General features: G+C 58.9%; 17 protein-coding genes. 6 read left to right on the top strand and 11 right to left on the bottom strand.

Features of this window, described 5'->3' with window-relative positions; translation table 11 throughout:
- Positions 1 to 183: 183 nt before the first annotated feature.
- Positions 184 to 1,257, bottom strand: coding sequence for an AI-2E family transporter (locus tag KW840_RS20120; protein ID WP_090453906.1), 1,074 nt, complete (start codon positions 1,255 to 1,257; stop codon positions 184 to 186).
- A gap of 36 nt (positions 1,258 to 1,293) precedes the next feature.
- On the bottom strand, positions 1,294 to 2,352 hold the full coding sequence (locus tag KW840_RS20115; RefSeq protein ID WP_218497165.1) for a DUF2066 domain-containing protein: 1,059 nt from the start codon (positions 2,350 to 2,352) through the stop codon (positions 1,294 to 1,296).
- Between the two features lie 383 nt (positions 2,353 to 2,735).
- On the opposite strand from KW840_RS20115, the gene purM reads away from it, so the two are divergent.
- The 5 genes from purM (at position 2,736) to KW840_RS20090 (ending at position 6,708) form a co-directional block, all read left to right on the top strand.
- Positions 2,736 to 3,794, top strand: a complete 1,059-nt coding sequence (gene purM / locus KW840_RS20110; protein WP_057716649.1) for a phosphoribosylformylglycinamidine cyclo-ligase — start codon at positions 2,736 to 2,738, stop codon at positions 3,792 to 3,794.
- The gene (purN, locus tag KW840_RS20105) at positions 3,794 to 4,444 is read left to right on the top strand and encodes a phosphoribosylglycinamide formyltransferase (protein WP_102671757.1); all 651 of its coding nucleotides are present in this window, start codon (positions 3,794 to 3,796) and stop codon (positions 4,442 to 4,444) included. The genes purM and purN overlap by 1 nt, the downstream gene beginning before the upstream one ends.
- A gap of 8 nt (positions 4,445 to 4,452) precedes the next feature.
- A complete protein-coding gene (locus tag KW840_RS20100; RefSeq protein WP_057715817.1) occupies positions 4,453 to 5,166 on the top strand; it encodes a DUF3108 domain-containing protein in 714 nt (237 codons plus the stop codon).
- 202 nt (positions 5,167 to 5,368) lie between these two features.
- Positions 5,369 to 5,785, top strand: a complete 417-nt coding sequence (locus tag KW840_RS20095; protein WP_057715818.1) for an OsmC family protein — start codon at positions 5,369 to 5,371, stop codon at positions 5,783 to 5,785.
- Positions 5,786 to 5,847: 62 nt separating this feature from the next.
- Positions 5,848 to 6,708 carry a pirin family protein gene (locus tag KW840_RS20090; RefSeq protein ID WP_218497163.1) on the top strand — a complete coding sequence of 287 codons (861 nt, stop codon included), beginning with the start codon at positions 5,848 to 5,850 and terminating at the stop codon, positions 6,706 to 6,708.
- 284 nt (positions 6,709 to 6,992) lie between these two features.
- Here KW840_RS20090 and KW840_RS20085 read toward each other — a convergent pair whose 3' ends face one another.
- The 4 genes from KW840_RS20085 to KW840_RS20070 all read right to left on the bottom strand — a co-directional run bounded on the left by KW840_RS20085 (position 6,993) and on the right by KW840_RS20070 (position 10,700).
- Positions 6,993 to 7,721, bottom strand: coding sequence for a dienelactone hydrolase family protein (locus tag KW840_RS20085; protein WP_218497161.1), 729 nt, complete (start codon positions 7,719 to 7,721; stop codon positions 6,993 to 6,995).
- A gap of 67 nt (positions 7,722 to 7,788) precedes the next feature.
- Positions 7,789 to 9,693 (bottom strand): molecular chaperone HtpG, encoded by a 1,905-nt coding sequence (gene htpG, locus KW840_RS20080; protein ID WP_218497158.1) that lies wholly within the window; start codon positions 9,691 to 9,693, stop codon positions 7,789 to 7,791.
- A gap of 81 nt (positions 9,694 to 9,774) precedes the next feature.
- A complete protein-coding gene (locus tag KW840_RS20075; RefSeq protein ID WP_090453899.1) occupies positions 9,775 to 10,227 on the bottom strand; it encodes a PaaI family thioesterase in 453 nt (150 codons plus the stop codon).
- Positions 10,224 to 10,700, bottom strand: coding sequence for a PaaI family thioesterase (locus KW840_RS20070; RefSeq protein ID WP_057715822.1), 477 nt, complete (start codon positions 10,698 to 10,700; stop codon positions 10,224 to 10,226). The genes KW840_RS20075 and KW840_RS20070 overlap by 4 nt, the downstream gene beginning before the upstream one ends.
- Positions 10,701 to 10,858: 158 nt before the next feature.
- Here KW840_RS20070 and KW840_RS20065 point away from each other — a divergent pair, with 158 nt between their 5' ends.
- Positions 10,859 to 11,122 (top strand): hypothetical protein, encoded by a 264-nt coding sequence (locus KW840_RS20065; protein ID WP_090457778.1) that lies wholly within the window; start codon positions 10,859 to 10,861, stop codon positions 11,120 to 11,122.
- A 67-nt stretch (positions 11,123 to 11,189) separates the two neighbouring features.
- Here KW840_RS20065 and KW840_RS20060 read toward each other — a convergent pair whose 3' ends face one another.
- The 5 genes from KW840_RS20060 to sucC all read right to left on the bottom strand — a co-directional run bounded on the left by KW840_RS20060 (position 11,190) and on the right by sucC (position 16,364).
- Positions 11,190 to 11,591: an MAPEG family protein gene (locus tag KW840_RS20060; protein ID WP_150814888.1), complete on the bottom strand. Its 402-nt coding sequence runs from the start codon at positions 11,589 to 11,591 to the stop codon at positions 11,190 to 11,192.
- The gene (locus tag KW840_RS20055; RefSeq protein WP_090453895.1) at positions 11,591 to 12,328 is read right to left on the bottom strand and encodes a DUF599 domain-containing protein; all 738 of its coding nucleotides are present in this window, start codon (positions 12,326 to 12,328) and stop codon (positions 11,591 to 11,593) included. Before KW840_RS20055 ends, KW840_RS20060 begins: the two co-directional genes overlap by 1 nt.
- A gap of 272 nt (positions 12,329 to 12,600) precedes the next feature.
- Positions 12,601 to 13,914, bottom strand: coding sequence for a branched-chain amino acid transport system II carrier protein (gene brnQ / locus KW840_RS20050; protein WP_057715825.1), 1,314 nt, complete (start codon positions 13,912 to 13,914; stop codon positions 12,601 to 12,603).
- 402 nt (positions 13,915 to 14,316) lie between these two features.
- Entirely contained in the window at positions 14,317 to 15,198 is an 882-nt protein-coding gene (sucD, locus tag KW840_RS20045) for a succinate--CoA ligase subunit alpha (RefSeq protein WP_007919877.1), read from the bottom strand.
- The gene (gene sucC, locus KW840_RS20040; protein WP_007919879.1) at positions 15,198 to 16,364 is read right to left on the bottom strand and encodes an ADP-forming succinate--CoA ligase subunit beta; all 1,167 of its coding nucleotides are present in this window, start codon (positions 16,362 to 16,364) and stop codon (positions 15,198 to 15,200) included. Before sucC ends, sucD begins: the two co-directional genes overlap by 1 nt.
- Positions 16,365 to 16,426 lie beyond the last annotated feature (62 nt).

Below are 16,426 nucleotides of genomic sequence, written 5' to 3'. Positions count from 1 at the left end.
TTTGCGAAGTTTATACCCGTGAAGCGGACCGCACAATGCGACAGACCACAAGCAAAATCAAAGGTTTGCGTTAATGCATTGGTTTTGTGACAGATTCTTTGGCGGTACATGTGACAGTCGGGCGACGCCGGCAGGCTGATCAGGTACGAACCCGGGCAGCCCGCCATCGGCTATCGACGGCCCTTACACCTGCGGCTCGTCGGCCCTCCCGTAGATATCAGAATCCTTATACAAATCATGCACATGACGCACCAGCACCATGATCACCGCGGCGACCGGCAATGCCAGCAGCACACCGGTAAAACCAAACAGCTCACCACCGGCCAGGATCGAGAAAATCACCGCCACCGGGTGCAGACCAATCCGGTCACCGACCAGCAACGGCGTCAGCACCATACCCTCCAGCGCCTGGCCGACCATGAACACCGCGACAATGCCGAGCATTGGATAAAGATCACCACCGAACTGGAACAGCCCCGCAAGCAGCGCCGCGCCAATGCCGATGATAAACCCCATGTACGGCACGATCGCCGCCAGACCGGCAATCAGGCCAATCAGCAGACCCAGCTCCAACCCGACCAGCATCAGGCCTGCTGCGTAGATCACACCCAAGGCCACCATCACCAGCAACTGTCCGCGCACGAACGCTCCGAGCACTTCATGGCATTCACCCGCCAGCGACACCGCGCGCGCTTCACGATCACGGGGCAGCAGGCTGCGGACCTTGGCCATCATCAGGTCCCAATCCCGCAACAGGTAGAAGCTCACCACCGGAATCAACACCAGGTTCGCCAGCCAACCGATCAACGCCAGCCCCGAGGCCGTGGCATGGCTCAGCACCACGCCGACAACATCAGTGGTCTGACTCATATGCTCGCTGATGGCGGCCTTGAGCTTGTCAAACTTCCAGAAACCGTCCGACAGGCCGAACTTCGATTGCGCCCAGGGCAACGCCGTGTGCTGCAGCCAGTCGAGCATTTGCGGGGCCAGCTCATACAAACGAAACAACTGCCTGGCGAGCAACGGCACCAACACCAACAGCAGCGCGGTGAAGATCAATGTAAACAGGGTAAACACCGCCACGACACCCCAGGTTCTGGACAAGCCTGCCTTCTCCAGCCGATCCACCAGCGGGTCGAACAGGTAGGCCAACAGCAGCGCCACCAGGAACGGCGTCAGGATCGGATGCAACAACCAGACAAACACACACAGCAGGACCACCCCGCCGAGCCAGAACCAACGCCGCGTATCGGCCATGAACCACTCCATTGCTTCTATATAAAGAAAGAAAAACTACCAGCGAAAACGTAGCTGCGGGATCGGGGCCGGCGCGGCGGCTGGCACCGGGCTGCCGGTGGTTGGCTGAACGGGCGCTACCGGGGCCGGGACCGGGGCCTGACCCGCCGGCGCCTCCTGCAGTCTGGCCAGCGACAGTTGCGCACGCAACTGATCGACGCTGCCATTGACCCGATAAAGAATCCGGTCACCGTCGACACTGCGCACACGCCCGCCAAACGGTTCCAGCAATCGTCCGAGCGACGCGTAGCGCTCAAGATTCATGCCTTGCACTTCCAGCAATTGCTCACTCGAAGCACCCGGCCTGGCGACAAACCGCGGCGCCAGGCGCTCGTTGACAGCCAGCATCACCGCATCGGCCACGGCGGCCTGATCGGCGCCCTGCACACTGCCGGCCTCTTTTTTATCCCCCAGCCACAATTGCCACTTGGCTTGCCATTGCCCGCCCTCTTCCCTGGCGTGTACGGCAAGCAGGGCGTCGGCATTGTAGCGTTCCGATGCCGCATGCAAAGGTGCGGGATCTGCGCCCTCCAGGTTCGGCGCGGTTGCGACGATCTGTTCGTTCAGGTCCGCCAATGGCAAGCGCAATGGCAAGCCCCGATGCTGAGCAGCCCGACGCAGCGGCGCCGCGCTGGCCTGGCCGTCGCCCACCAGGCTCGAACCCTCGGTGGAATCATTCAACCACCAGCCGAGGATCGACGGCCGATTGGCCCCCCACATGGCCAGGCCGGCGCGGCGCAAGGCCTGCTCGGTGGTACCCGGATCGAAATCGACCTTCAGGACTTCCGGGGGCCCGGCCTCAAAGCCGTATTGGCTGATGATCTGTTGCGGGTCTTTGCGAATCGCTGCCAACCCCGGACTTTGAGCGGCTTTGGGATCGCCGGTCAGGCGCAGTACCAATGTGTCCAACGCACGCTGAGTCGCCTGGTCGCGCTCCTCGGGCGACTGGCCATTCACCGGTTCGCGTACCAGGTAAAGGCCTTTGACGGTTTCGGCTTGACTGACCAGGCTGACCACTGACAAACAACTCACAAGCAAGATTTTACAAAAACGCATGGAGGATTCCTGACGACAAGAGCGGCTGGAACAGACCGCATGAAGACGATCGAGCAAGACTGTGACCGTTGCCCGACGCAAAACATTCACACGTTCCGGGTAAGTTTTCGCACTGTCATAACGATAGACGGTTAATGCGATACCTTATACATCCATGCAGGATGCCACCGACACCGCGCATTAACGGTTTTTTTGAACGGATATGGCCCTGCTGTCGGCCTGAGGATGGCCGCTGCGGCTCAAGCCTGATAAAATCGCGCGCCTTCGCAGACCGGCAACAGCCGGGCACCCTGAAATTCGTGCATGGCCCTCGCCTTCGCCTGTTTCGGCGGTCCCGATGGACTCGGTCGTTACCCAGAAATCCCCCCCTAAAGGCCTGGATCATGAGCAAGCAACCCTCCCTGAGCTACAAGGACGCCGGTGTAGACATCGACGCCGGTGAAGCATTGGTCGAACGCATCAAGAGCGTCGCCAAGCGCACTGCGCGCCCGGAAGTCATGGGCGGCCTGGGCGGTTTCGGCGCCCTCTGCGAAATCCCGGCCGGCTACAAGCAGCCTGTGCTGGTTTCCGGTACTGACGGCGTCGGCACCAAGCTGCGCCTGGCACTGAATCTGAACAAGCACGACAGCATCGGCATCGACCTGGTTGCCATGTGCGTCAACGACCTGGTGGTGTGCGGCGCCGAGCCGCTGTTCTTCCTGGACTACTACGCTACCGGCAAACTGAACGTCGACACCGCTGCCCAGGTTGTGACCGGCATCGGCGCAGGCTGCGAACTGTCGGGCTGCTCGCTGGTTGGCGGCGAAACCGCTGAAATGCCGGGCATGTACGAAGGTGAAGACTACGACCTGGCCGGTTTCTGCGTCGGCGTCGTGGAAAAATCCGAAATCATCGACGGTTCCAAGGTTGCTGCCGGCGATGCCCTGCTCGCCCTGCCGTCTTCCGGCCCGCACTCCAACGGCTACTCGCTGATCCGCAAGATCATCGAAGTATCCGGCGCCGACATCGAGAACATCCAGCTTGACGGCAAGCCGCTGACCGACCTGCTGATGGCCCCGACCCGTATCTACGTGAAGCCGCTGCTCAAGCTGATCAAGGAAACCGGCGCTGTCAAAGCCATGGCCCACATCACTGGCGGCGGTCTGCTGGACAACATCCCGCGCGTTCTGCCAAAAGGCGCTCAAGCCGTGGTTGACGTGGCAAGCTGGAACCGCCCGGCAGTGTTCGACTGGCTGCAAGAGAAAGGCAACGTTGACGAGAACGAAATGCACCGCGTGCTGAACTGCGGCGTGGGCATGGTCATCTGCGTGGCTCAGGAGCACGTTGAAACCGCCCTGAACGTTCTGCGCGAAGCGGGCGAGCAGCCTTGGGTCATCGGCCAGATCTCCACCGCTGCCGAAGGCGCAGCTCAGGTTGAACTGAAGAACCTCAAGGCTCACTGATGCCTAAGACCTGTGATGTCGTGGTGCTGTTGTCCGGCACCGGCAGTAACTTGCAGGCCCTGATCGACAGCACGCGGACCGGCGACAGCCCGGTCCGCATCGCTGCGGTGATTTCCAACCGCGCCGACGCCTACGGCCTGCAACGCGCCAGGGACGCGGGTATCGACACCCGCGCCCTGGATCACAAGGCTTTCGAAGGTCGCGAGGCCTTCGACGCCGCGCTGATCGAACTGATCGACGCCTTCAATCCCAAACTCGTGGTACTCGCCGGATTCATGCGCATTCTCAGCGCTGGTTTCGTACGCCACTATCAGGGTCGCCTGCTCAATATCCATCCCTCGCTGCTACCCAAATACAAAGGGTTACACACCCATGAGCGCGCGCTGGAGGCTGGCGACACCGAGCACGGCTGCTCCGTGCACTTCGTCACCGAGGAACTCGATGGCGGACCACTGGTCGTACAAGCTGTAATACCGGTAGAGTTACAGGATTCGCCGCAGAGTCTGGCGCAGCGGGTCCATGTTCAGGAACACCTGATCTACCCGATGGCCGTACGCTGGTTTGCCGAAGGTCGTCTAGCCCTCGGCGAGCAAGGTGCTTTACTGGATGGACAGTTACTCGCGGCCAGCGGCCACTTGATTCGAAACTAGGAGATTTTATGCGTCGCGCCCTGCTCTTCGCTTGCGCTCTGCTCGCCTTGCCCTTCGCCCAGGCGGCAGACCTTCAACCTTTCTCCGCCAGCTACACCGCCGACTGGAAACAGCTGCCCATGAGTGGCACTGCCGAGCGCAGCCTGACCAAGGAAGCCAACGGCGTCTGGAAGCTCAGCTTCAAGGCTTCGATGATGATCGCCAGCCTGTCCGAAGAAAGCACCCTGACCGTGGACAAGGACACCTTGCTGCCCCAGTCCTACCACTTCGAGCGTGGCGGTCTGGGCAAAGCCAAGAAAGCCGACCTTGATTTCGACTGGGCCGCGAAAAAGGTCACCGGCACCGATCGTGGTGACGCGGTCGATATTCCGCTGAACCGCGGCATGGTCGACAAATCCACCTATCAACTGGCGCTGCAACATGACGTGGCTGCCGGCAAAAAGAGCATGAGCTATCAGGTTGTCGATGATGGCGAAGTCGATACCTATGACTTCCGTGTGCTGGGCTCGGAAAAAGTCGACACCAAGGCTGGCCAGATCGATGCGATCAAGGTCGAGCGCGTACGCGATCCGACGCAAAGCAAGCGCATCACCGTGCTGTGGTTCGCCAAGGATTGGGACTACCTGCTGGTCCGCCTGCAACAGGTCGAAACCGACGGCAAGGAATACAACATCATGCTCCTGGACGGCACGGTCAACGGCAAGCCAGTCAAAGGCAGCTGATCCGGATCGAGACCAGTAGGAGCGAGCTTGCTCGCGATGGACTTTAACGATGACTCGCCCTGGCGGATACACACAGTACCAGTGAGATCATCGCGAGCAAGCTCACTCCTACAGATTGGAACACCCGACAAACGCGATGGCTCTATACCCTCAAGGTCATTTTTTGATCGAATGAGTTTTCCTGTCGCCTGCGAGGTTTGCCATGACTGTTACCGTCAACACCGTTTCTGCCGAAGGTTTGCGCCACAGCGTCCAGATCGATGACCACGAACTCTTCGCCGACGCGCCCGCCACGGCTGGCGGAGAGGGTTCGGCGCCGGAGCCACACGATTATTTCGATGCCGCGCTGGGTGCCTGCAAAGCCCTGACCCTGAAGCTGTATGCCAGGAAGAAAGACATCCCGCTGACCGGTGTCGGCGTTGAGGTCAAGCGCGACAACAGCCTGGAACAGAAAGGCCAGTACGCGCTGCACGTCAAACTGACCCTCAAGGGCGTACTCACCGACGCCCAGCGCGATGAACTGCACCGTGTGGCCGATCGCTGCCCGATCCACAAGCTGATGACCACGTCTGAAGTCAGCATCGAAACGCATTTGTCCGAAGGCGCGTTCAGCCAATAGCGGCAAGGGCTGCCCAAGCGGGTTATGCTCGAACGCATTACCCGCTCAGCCTGGAACGCACCATGAACACTCCGCTCGTGATCCGCCCCCGCACCGAAGATGTCGAGGGCCAGCCGATTCTCCGCCCGCTGCCTTCGGCCAAGTGCCGCAGCGTCGGGCCATTCGTGTTTTTCGACCACATGCTGGAAACCCGTTATCCACCGGGCAAAGGCATGAACATTCGCCAGCATCCACACATTGGCCTATCCACCCTCACCTACTTGTTCCAGGGGCAGATCCAGCACAAGGACAGCCTTGGTTCCGATCAAGTGGTCGGGACTGGCGACGTCAGCTGGATGACGGCCGGCAGCGCCATCGCCCACGTCGAACGCACGCCCGAGGCCCTGAAGGAAAGCGGCTTCACGATGCACGGCCTGCAGATCTGGCTGGCTTCACCCAAGGATAAAGAACAAGGTCCGGGACATTACAGCCACCATCCTGCGTCCACATTGCCGGTCAGCGAAAACCTGGGGGTGAAGATTCGCATGATTGCCGGGTCAGGCTTTTGCCTGGAATCGCCAGTGCCAGTGCTTTCTCCTACGCTGTACGCGGAACTGCACCTGCAAACGGCGACGACATTGCTGATTCCCACCGAGCATGAAGAACGCGCGCTGTATGTGTTGAGCGGCGAAGTGCAACTCGATGGCGAGCCAATAGAGCCGTACTCGCTGGTGGTACTGCCTGCGGGGGAAGAGATGATACTGTTTGCCGAAAGCGACAGTCACGCCGTGTTGTTCGGCGGTGCTCCGCTGGACGGGCCACGGCGGATCAACTGGAATTTTGTCGCGAGCGATCCGGCGGCGATTGATGAAGCGCGCCGGCGTTGGGCGGCCGGGGATTGGCCGACGGTGCCCGGGGAAGTTGAGCGAATCGAACTGCCCTGAAACTTTCAGCACCCGTTATGCCGCCATCGCGAGCAAGCTCGCTCCCACAGTTGACCGTGCCGGCCGCAAGAACTGTGTACGACACATTTCCCCTGTGGGAGTGAGAGGTTCGAATTGCCCTGAAAACTTCAGCGCCAGTTATGCCGCCATCGCGAGCAAGCTCGCTCCCACAGTTGACCGTGTCGGCCGCAAGAATTGTGTACGACACCATTCCCCTGTGGGAGCGAGCTTGCTCGCGATGAGGCCGGCGAAGACACCGGCCGACCCCAGGCTGAAAACAGCTATCAGCCCTTGAACACTTCATCCAGCAAGTTATGCATCGACGTGAACGCCCGGGCGGCCACCTTGGCGTCATACATCATCATGCCCGGCACATTGGCGTGCGGGTCGGTGAACGAGTGGAACGCACCGCCGTAGCTCAGCAACTGCCAATCCACACCCGCCGCGTTCATTTCGTCTTCGAACGCCGGCAACTGCTCCTTCGGCACCAATGGATCGGATGCGCCATGCAGCACCAGGACCTTACCCTTGATGTTTTTCGCATCAGCCGGATTCGGTGTGTCCAGCGTGCCGTGGAACGACACCGCGGCCTTCACCGGCACGCCGGTACGGGCAAACTCCAGGGCGCAGCAACCGCCAAAGCAGAAACCGAAAGTGGCCAGTTTCGAAGTATCGACAGCCACTTCACCCTGGCTTTGTAGCTGCTCGAACGCCACCTGCATGCGCTTGCACAACAATGGGCGATCATTCTTCAACGGCATCATGGCCGCGCCGGCCTCGTCATTGTTCGTCGGTCGAACCGATTGACCGTAAAGGTCTGCGATCAGTACCACATAACCCTTGGATGCCACCGACTTGGCGATCTCCTCGGCACCGGCGCTGACGCCCATCCAGTTCGGCGCCATCAACAAGCCCGGGCGCGGGCCTTTATGGTCGGCATCGAAGGCCAGACGGCTTTCGTAAGCCTGGCCGTCAATCTGATAGGCAACGGAACGTACAGTGATTTGGCTCATTTCTGACTCCTGATGTTTTAGCACCGAAATGAAAAAACCCGCCGAAGCGGGTTTTTCTACAACACCGTCAGGCCGATAGCTCGACCAACAGCTTGTTCAGACGGCGCACATAGGCCGCCGGGTCTTTCAAGCTGTCGCCGGCCGCCAGGGCCGCCTGATCGAAGAGGATGTGCGACAGGTCGCCGAAGCGCTCGTCGCTCTGCTCGTTGTCGAGCTTCTCGATCAGCGGGTGAGCCGGGTTGAATTCGAAGATCGGCTTCGAATCCGGAACCTTCTGACCGCTGGCTTCCAGGATCTGGCGCATCTGCAAGCCCAGGTCCTGCTCACCGATGGCCAGGATTGCCGGGGAGTCGGTCAGGCGATGGGAAACCCGCACTTCAGCAACGGACTCGCCCAATGCGGTTTTCAGACGCTCGACCAGACCTTCTTTGGCCTTGGCGACTTCTTCCGCGGCCTTCTTGTCCTCTTCCGAGTCCAGGTTGCCCAGGTCCAGGTCACCGCGCGCTACGTCGACAAAGCTCTTGCCGTCGAAGTCGCTGAGGTAGCTCATCAGCCACTCGTCGATACGGTCGGTCAGCAGCAGCACTTCGATGCCTTTCTTGCGGAAGACTTCCAGGTGCGGGCTGTTCTTGACCTGGGCGTAGGTTTCGCCGGTCAGGTAGTAGATCTTGTCCTGACCTTCCTTGGCGCGCGCCAGGTACTCGGCCAGGCCGACAACCTGCTCGCCATCGTCGCCGTGGGTCGATGCGAAACGCAGCAGACCGGCGATTTTTTCCTTGTTGGCGAAATCTTCTGCCGGGCCTTCTTTCATGACCTGACCGAAGTTTTTCCAGAAGCCCTTGTATTGCTCAGGCTCGTTCTTCGCCAGTTTTTCCAGCATGTCCAGGACGCGCTTGGTCAGCGCCGACTTCATCGAGTCGATGATCGGGTCTTTCTGCAGGATTTCCCGCGACACGTTCAGCGACAGGTCGTTGGAGTCGACCACGCCCTTGATGAAGCGCAGGTACAGCGGCAGGAAGGACTCGGCCTGATCCATGACGAACACGCGCTGCACGTACAGCTTCAGGCCTTTCGGCGCCTCACGCTGGTACAGGTCGAACGGCGCACGGGTCGGCACGTACAGCAATGAGCTGTATTCGAGCTTGCCTTCGACCTTGTTGTGGCTCCAGCTCAGCGGATTTTCGAAATCGTGAGCGATGTGCTTGTAGAACTCCTGGTATTCCTCGTCCTTGATATCGGTACGCGGACGGGTCCACAGGGCGCTGGCGCGGTTGACGGTTTCCCACTCAACGGCCGGCTGCTCTTCACCTTCGGCAGCGGCCACTTCTTTCGGCAGCTCGATCGGCAAGGCGATGTGATCGGAGTACTTCTTGATGATGTTGCGCAGACGCCAGCCATCGGCGAACTCGTCCTCACCGGACTTCAGGTGCAGGACGATGCGAGTGCCGCGCTCGGCCTTGTCGACGGTTGCGACTTCGAAATCGCCTTCGCCTTTGGACGACCAATGCACGCCTTCGCTGGCCGGGCTGCCGGCGCGACGGCTGAACACATCGACTTTGTCGGCGACGATGAAGGCGGAGTAGAAACCAACGCCAAACTGGCCGATCAGGTGCGAGTCTTTCTTCTGGTCGCCGGTCAGGTGCTTCATGAAATCGGCGGTGCCGGACTTGGCGATGGTACCCAGGTGGGTGATCGCGTCTTCGCGGCTCATGCCAATACCGTTGTCTTCGAGGGTGACGGTTTTAGCGTCCTTGTCGAAGCTCACGCGGATTTTCAGTTCGGCGCCACCTTCCAGCAGCTCTGGCTTGGCCAGGGCTTCGAAACGTAACTTGTCGACAGCGTCAGAGGCGTTCGAGATCAATTCGCGAAGGAAAATTTCCTTGTTGGAATACAGCGAATGGATCATGAGATGCAGCAGCTGCTTCACCTCGGTCTGGAAGCCCAGGGTTTCCTTTTGAGTTTCCACACTCATGGTCATCAAACTCCAATCAGATGGCATAAGCCGCGACCTTGAGGATCGACGGCGGGTTGTCCTCAGAGTTTGGGGCTGAGTTCAGGATTTCAAGGGCTCTTCGAGTTTGAAATGTGCACGAGCCGTGGCAATGGGCTCGGCTTCGGTGCTTTGCCAGGCGGTAATCGCCACATTGGCGACCCGGCGACCCTGGCGCCAAACCTGGCATCGGGCCCAGGTATCGCGAAACTGTCCGGCTCGCAGGTAATCCAGGGAGAAGTCGATGATCTTCGGCACCCCGGGCGTTCCGGTAAACACCAACAGGTGCAGCGCCGCGGCCAATTCCATGAAACCGGCGATCACACCGCCATGAATCGCCGGCAACAAGGGGTTACCGATGTTGTCCTGGTTCGCTGGCAGCTTGAACAACAACTCATCTCCCACCCGGGAACATTCGACGCCGATCAGCCGGGCATAGGGAATCAAATCCAGCAACGAGGCGTAATCGCCCTGCTCATGGGCCTTTTGCAATTGCTCTTTCAGCGACTCGCTCATTGCGCACCTCCGGCAACCGCGCCACCAAAGCCCTTGGTGCCTTTGATGTTCTTGCCCATGCGCATGAAAGTGCCCATCACATGGGCAATGGGTTGCCCGGGGTCATCCTGATAGGCGAAGCCACGGGCAAAAATCACGTCGGTGGTGACCCGATAGCACTGGGCAAAGCCGTAGACATCCTTATGTGGTTCGGCGGCGTGCATGTAGTCGATGCGCAGGTCCAGGGTCGGGCAGACTTCGAATTCCGGGAGCACGCAGAGGGTCGCCATGCCACAGGCGGTGTCCATCAGCGAAGTCAGCGCTCCGCCATGAATCACGCCGGTTTCGGGATTGCCGACGATCTGCGGGCTGTACGGCAGCACAATCGTCAGCCCTTCGTTGCTGGCGCTGTGAACGCTTAGTCCAAGTACTTGGCAATGTCGCAGCGCCGACAGAAAGCGCTTTGCACGCTCAAAAACGGGGTTTTCAGTCATTTGATAAAAACTCTTGTTTATGTCTGTACAGTGCGGTGGCGGTCCGGGTAAAAGTTCCACACTAGAACAAACTTATATATCTGAAAAAATTAAGGAACTTAACCCTGATGCGTGGGCTCTTAATGCCAGTAGATGCTTTTCATCAGGAGAAACACCCCATGCGTAAGACTTTAGCTATTGCCTTGATGTTGACCGCTTCCCTCGGTCTCGCTGCCTGCGATAAAAAATCCGAGGACAAAGCTCAAGATGCGACCAAACATGCCGAGCAAGCTCAGCAGGACATGAACAAAGCTCAGGATAAAGTGAACGACGCTGCGAAAGAAAACGCCGAAGCTGCCAAAGCTCAGGCCGAATCGAACGCAGAAGCGGCAAAAGAGGCCGCTCCAGCCGCTCCGGCCGCTCCAGAAGCACCTAAGAACTAATACGGTTTTTAGAGTGGCAAAAGAAAACCCGCCAAGTGCGGGTTTTCTTTTGCCTTGAAAAAAATGGTTAGAGCAAAATCGTTCGAAAAGTCGGACTAATCATCAACAACAGCGAACAGATCAATCCCACCAGCCAAACCAAACTGCGCTGCCAGGCCAGATCCTTCCAGTAACACACCAGGTAAATAACCCGCGTGATCACGAATATGATCGCCAGGCAGTCGATCAGCCAGCCCGCCGTCTGCGTGGTATGCGCCATCAACACACCCACCGCGAACAATATGAACGCTTCGAAACTGTTCTGATGCGCCGCCAGCGCCCGGGCTCCCAGACCTGTGAGTTGCATCTGCTGTTGGCGCGGCAGGTGGTTATCGTAACCACCCTGCTCTTTCATGGCCCTGGTCACGGGCATTCGCGCCAGATAAATCAACACCGCACTGATAAACACGCACCAGAATGGAATACTCATCAAGCTGCCTCTTTAATTGCCTCCGGCAACGGCGCCTCTGTAGGGGTATAGACCATCACGTCAAGAACGTCGGAATGAAACTCGCGGCGGTACAAAACAAACACGACGCCGGCACTCATCAACATGAACAGCCACGGGCTGACAAACCAGGCCAGCATGGTCATGCCGAAGTAGTAGGAACGCAGCCCGAAGTTGAACTGGTTGGCAGCCATGGAGATGACGCGGGCGGCGCGTGAAGCGAATGCTTTGCGCTCTTGCTCCGATACATGTCGCTCACCGACCATCGGTGCCGAACCCACCAGTACCGCCGCAAAGTTGTACTGGCGCATGCACCAGCTGAACGTGAAGAACGCATAGACAAACACCAGCGCCAGGCACAGCAACTTGATTTCCGACATGCCCTGGGACGCCTGTTGCACCATCGGAATATCCGCCAGCAAGGATACCGCCCGTTCCGAAGCTCCCAATACCGTGAGAATACCGGCCAGGATAATCAATGTACTGGAGGCGAAGAACGACGCATTGCGCTCCAGATTGCCGATCACGCTGGCATCGGCGATGCGGTTGTCGCGCAGCAGCATGCGGCGCATCCAGTCTTCACGATACAGGTGCAGCACACTGGCCAGGCACGCGGTGTCACGGCCTTTCCATGTGGCATAGCGGGTGTACCCGCCCCAGCAGATAACGAACCAGACGGCGGCAAGAATGTGGATCAGGTTGGCTTGGATGAACGACATGCAGGTCCTTGTGAAGTATTTGCGGTGTACATAAACCCTGTAGGAGCGAGCTTGCTCGCGAAGAACCTGAGAGCAACGCGTTTATCCAGAAATCACGCGCTATAGTTCACGACCTTCGCGAGCAAGCTCGCTCCTACAAGGGCCATGGCAGTATTTCGACGTTAGCGCAGAAGAAAAGACACCGCATCACCCCATAAAAAAATGCCCCGTATCGATTGATACGGGGCATTTCTGTTTTGTTCACAGGCCCGTTTGTGACGGGCCGGTAAAGCTTAAGCCAGCGCTTCTTCGCGCTTGCCCAACATACGGTCGCAGACCACGGCGACCACCAGCGTCATCACCGACGGCACCAACCACGCCAGGCCCTGCTCGCTAAGCGGCAGGTGGGCCATTTGTGTCGGCATCCAGTCCGCCAGGCCGGCCCCCTTCAGGGCATCGATCAGGCCGAAGATGAACGACACCAGCATCACCGGGCCGAGGATACGACCCTGCTCATGCCAGAAGTCCTTGCAGAAGCTCAACGCCACCAGAACGATGCACGGCGGGTAGATCGCGGTCAGTACCGGGATCGAGAACGCGATCAGCTTGGTCAGGCCCAGGTTGGACACCAGCAGCGAGAACGCCGCCAGGATGATCACCAGTGTCTTGTAAGACAACGGCACCACACGGCTGAAGTACTCGGCGCAGGCACAGGTCAGGCCGACCGCGGTCACCAGGCACGCCAGGGAGATCAGCACGGCAAGGAAACCACTGCCCAGCGAACCGAAGGTGTGCTGCACGTAAGCGTGCAATACCGCCGCGCCATTGGTAGCGCCCGCGGCCACTTCATGGCTGCCCGAACCTAGACGGAAAAGGCTGACATACACCAGCGCCAGACCCACGCCGGCGATGAGCCCGGCGATGATCGCATAACGGGTGATCAGTGCTGGCGACTCGACACCGCGGGAACGGATGGCGTTGACGATGACGATGCCGAACACCAGGGCGCCCAGGGTATCCATGGTCAGGTAACCATTGATGAAGCCTTGGGAAAACGGTGCTGCAACGTATTCAGGGGTTGCATGGCCAATGTCACCGGCCGGCAAGGCGAATGCTGCAATGCCCAGCACGGCCAGGGCGATGATCTTCAACGGCGCGAGGAAGCGCCCTACGGTATCCAGCAAACGGCCCGGATACAGTGAGATGAAGAACACCAGCAGGAAGTAAACCGAGCTGTAGAGGAACAGTGCCAGCGGGCTCTCGCCGGTCAGGGGCGCCAGGCCCACCTCGAAGGATACCGTCGCGGTACGTGGCGTCGCGAACAGCGGGCCAACAGCGAGGTAGCAAGCCGCTGCCAGCAGGCCACCGGCCACTTTACCGATCGGGCTGCTCAAGGCATCCATTGCTCCGCCGACCTTGGCCAGCGCCACGACGGTGATCACCGGCAGACCAACTGCCGTGACCAGGAAACCCAGCGCCGCCATCCAGACATTGGGCCCGGACTGTAAACCGACGATAGGTGGGAAGATGATGTTGCCAGCCCCGACGAACAGGGCAAACGTCATAAAACCAAGTGCCAGGATGTCCTGGCCTTTCAACACTTTCATTAAGGAAATACCACACTACTGAATCGGAATTTAGAGAGGGATTTCCCTATGGGTGAGGGAAATGCTGTCAGTCCGTATAAGACCGACCCTTTTAGCGCGTTGCGCGCCTTGTGGGCCGCAGACGCAAAAATGGCGCATAGACTAACGAATTTGACCGATAAACGCACTGTTAGAGGGCGAACTATCCGATATACGACATCTTTGTGTCGCGTTTCTGCATGTTGATAGATGTCGCCTGTAAGTCCGCCATCGCGAGCAAGCTCGCTCCCACAGTTGACCGCGTTCCAATGTGGGAGCGGGCTTGCTCGCGAAGAGGCCGGTACCGCCAACACAAATCCCGGAAACGACAAAGGCCACCCGAAGGTGGCCTTTGTTTGGTGAAGCGTCAGCTAAGCGCGAGGCTTACTTGACAGCCCAACCAGTCAGCTCGGCCAGGGCCTTGCCGATGTCTGCCAGCGAACGCACGGTTTTAACGCCTGCGTCTTGCAGAGCAGCGAATTTCTCGTCTGCAGTGCCTTTGCCGCCAGAGATGATTGCGCCAGCATGGCCCATGCGCTTGCCCGGAGGAGCAGTCACACCAGCGATGTAGGATACAACCGGCTTGGTCACGTGTGCCTTGATGTAGGCAGCCGCTTCTTCTTCAGCCGAACCGCCGATCTCACCGATCATCACGATCGCTTCGGTCTTCGGGTCTTCCTGGAACAGCTTCAGGATGTCGATGAAGTTCGAACCCGGGATCGGGTCACCACCGATGCCGACGCAAGTCGACTGACCGAAACCGGCGTCAGTAGTCTGCTTCACAGCTTCGTAGGTCAGGGTGCCGGAACGGGAAACGATACCGACCTTGCCTGGCAAGTGAATGTGACCTGGCATGATGCCGATCTTGCATTCGCCTGGGGTGATCACGCCTGGGCAGTTAGGGCCGATCAGGACTACGCCCAGCTCGTCGCACTTAACTTTAGCGTCCAGCATGTCCAGGGTAGGAATGCCTTCGGTGATGCACACGATCAGCTTGATGCCGCCGAAAGCAGCTTCCAGGATCGAATCTTTGCAGAAAGGAGCCGGAACGTAGATCACGCTGGCGGTGGCGCCAGTGGCAGCTACGGCGTCTTTAACGGTGTTGAACACTGGCAGGCCCAGGTGCTCGGTGCCGCCTTTGCCTGGAGTTACACCACCAACCATCTTGGTGCCGTACTCGATGGCTTGCTGGGTGTGGAAACTACCTTGCGAACCGGTAATACCCTGGCAGATAACTTTGGTGTCTTTATTGATCAGGACGCTCATTATTTGCCCTCCGCAGCTTTGACAACTTGTTGAGCAGCGTCGGTCAGGCTGGTAGCAGCGATGATGTTCAAACCGCTTTCTGCAAGTACTTTAGCGCCCAGCTCAGCGTTGTTGCCTTCAAGGCGAACAACAACCGGGATTTTCACGCCGACTTCTTTCACTGCACCGATGATGCCTTCGGCAATCATGTCGCAGCGAACGATGCCGCCGAAGATGTTGACCAGTACTGCAGCGACGTTGGTGTCGGACAGGATGATCTTGAACGCTTCGGTAACGCGTTCCTTGGTAGCACCACCGCCCACGTCGAGGAAGTTGGCTGGTTTGCCGCCATGCAGGTTGACGATGTCCATGGTACCCATGGCCAGGCCAGCACCGTTGACCATGCAACCGATGTTGCCTTCCAGCGCTACGTAGTTCAGTTCGAACTTGGCAGCGTGCGCTTCGCGCGGATCGTCTTGCGACGGATCGTGGAAAGTCTTCAGCTTAGGCTGACGGTACATGGCGTTGGCGTCGATGTTGATCTTGGCGTCCAGGCAGTGCAGATCGCCGTCAGCCTTGATCACCAGCGGGTTCACTTCCAGCAGGGCCAGGTCGTGATCCTTGAACAGCTTGGCCAGACCTACGAAGATCTTGGCGAACTGGGCAACTTGCTTGCCTTCCAGACCCAACTGGAATGCCAGCTCGCGACCCTGGAATGGCTGAGCGCCAACCAGTGGATCGATAGTGGCTTTCAGAATTTTTTCTGGAGTGTCGTGAGCGATTTTCTCGATGTCCACGCCACCTTCGGTGGAAGCCATGAACACGATACGACGGCTCGAACGGTCAACGACAGCGCCCAGGTACAGCTCTTTAGCGATATCAGTGCACGATTCAACCAGGATCTTGGTGACTGGCTGACCATTGGCGTCAGTCTGGTAAGTCACCAGACGCTTGCCCAGCCACTGCTGTGCGAAGGCTTTGGCGTCTTCTTTGCTGCGAACCAGCTTTACGCCGCCCGCTTTACCGCGACCACCGGCGTGGACCTGGGCTTTGACAACCCACTCGCTGCCGCCGATTTTGTCGCAAGCTTCTGCTGCTGCTTCCGGGGTGTCTACCGCGTAACCGGTGGAAACTGGCAGGCCGTACTCAGCGAACAGCTGCTTACCCTGATACTCGTGAAGATTCATGCTTATTACCGTCTTCGTTAGGTACTGCGCATTCGGTGCTGCACTCATTCAAGTGCCGCACC

This window comes from Pseudomonas sp. PDM30 (genome assembly GCF_019218985.1).
Taxonomy (GTDB): Bacteria; Pseudomonadota; Gammaproteobacteria; order Pseudomonadales; family Pseudomonadaceae; genus Aquipseudomonas; species Aquipseudomonas jessenii.
This window is presented reverse-complemented; position numbering and strand designations above follow the sequence as displayed.

What these genes read in the sequence shown, in the direction of transcription:
- KW840_RS20120 (WP_090453906.1), bottom strand. Translation starts at nt 1,257, where the DNA reads ATGGCCGATACGCGGCGTTGGTTCTGGCTCGGCGGGGTGGTCCTGCTG.
- KW840_RS20115 (WP_218497165.1), bottom strand. Translation starts at nt 2,352, where the DNA reads ATGCGTTTTTGTAAAATCTTGCTTGTGAGTTGTTTGTCAGTGGTCAGC.
- purM (WP_057716649.1), top strand. Translation starts at nt 2,736, where the DNA reads ATGAGCAAGCAACCCTCCCTGAGCTACAAGGACGCCGGTGTAGACATC.
- purN (WP_102671757.1), top strand. Translation starts at nt 3,794, where the DNA reads ATGCCTAAGACCTGTGATGTCGTGGTGCTGTTGTCCGGCACCGGCAGT.
- KW840_RS20100 (WP_057715817.1), top strand. Translation starts at nt 4,453, where the DNA reads ATGCGTCGCGCCCTGCTCTTCGCTTGCGCTCTGCTCGCCTTGCCCTTC.
- KW840_RS20095 (WP_057715818.1), top strand. Translation starts at nt 5,369, where the DNA reads ATGACTGTTACCGTCAACACCGTTTCTGCCGAAGGTTTGCGCCACAGC.
- KW840_RS20090 (WP_218497163.1), top strand. Translation starts at nt 5,848, where the DNA reads ATGAACACTCCGCTCGTGATCCGCCCCCGCACCGAAGATGTCGAGGGC.
- KW840_RS20085 (WP_218497161.1), bottom strand. Translation starts at nt 7,721, where the DNA reads ATGAGCCAAATCACTGTACGTTCCGTTGCCTATCAGATTGACGGCCAG.
- htpG (WP_218497158.1), bottom strand. Translation starts at nt 9,693, where the DNA reads ATGAGTGTGGAAACTCAAAAGGAAACCCTGGGCTTCCAGACCGAGGTG.
- KW840_RS20075 (WP_090453899.1), bottom strand. Translation starts at nt 10,227, where the DNA reads ATGAGCGAGTCGCTGAAAGAGCAATTGCAAAAGGCCCATGAGCAGGGC.
- KW840_RS20070 (WP_057715822.1), bottom strand. Translation starts at nt 10,700, where the DNA reads ATGACTGAAAACCCCGTTTTTGAGCGTGCAAAGCGCTTTCTGTCGGCG.
- KW840_RS20065 (WP_090457778.1), top strand. Translation starts at nt 10,859, where the DNA reads ATGCGTAAGACTTTAGCTATTGCCTTGATGTTGACCGCTTCCCTCGGT.
- KW840_RS20060 (WP_150814888.1), bottom strand. Translation starts at nt 11,591, where the DNA reads ATGAGTATTCCATTCTGGTGCGTGTTTATCAGTGCGGTGTTGATTTAT.
- KW840_RS20055 (WP_090453895.1), bottom strand. Translation starts at nt 12,328, where the DNA reads ATGTCGTTCATCCAAGCCAACCTGATCCACATTCTTGCCGCCGTCTGG.
- brnQ (WP_057715825.1), bottom strand. Translation starts at nt 13,914, where the DNA reads ATGAAAGTGTTGAAAGGCCAGGACATCCTGGCACTTGGTTTTATGACG.
- sucD (WP_007919877.1), bottom strand. Translation starts at nt 15,198, where the DNA reads ATGAGCGTCCTGATCAATAAAGACACCAAAGTTATCTGCCAGGGTATT.
- sucC (WP_007919879.1), bottom strand. Translation starts at nt 16,364, where the DNA reads ATGAATCTTCACGAGTATCAGGGTAAGCAGCTGTTCGCTGAGTACGGC.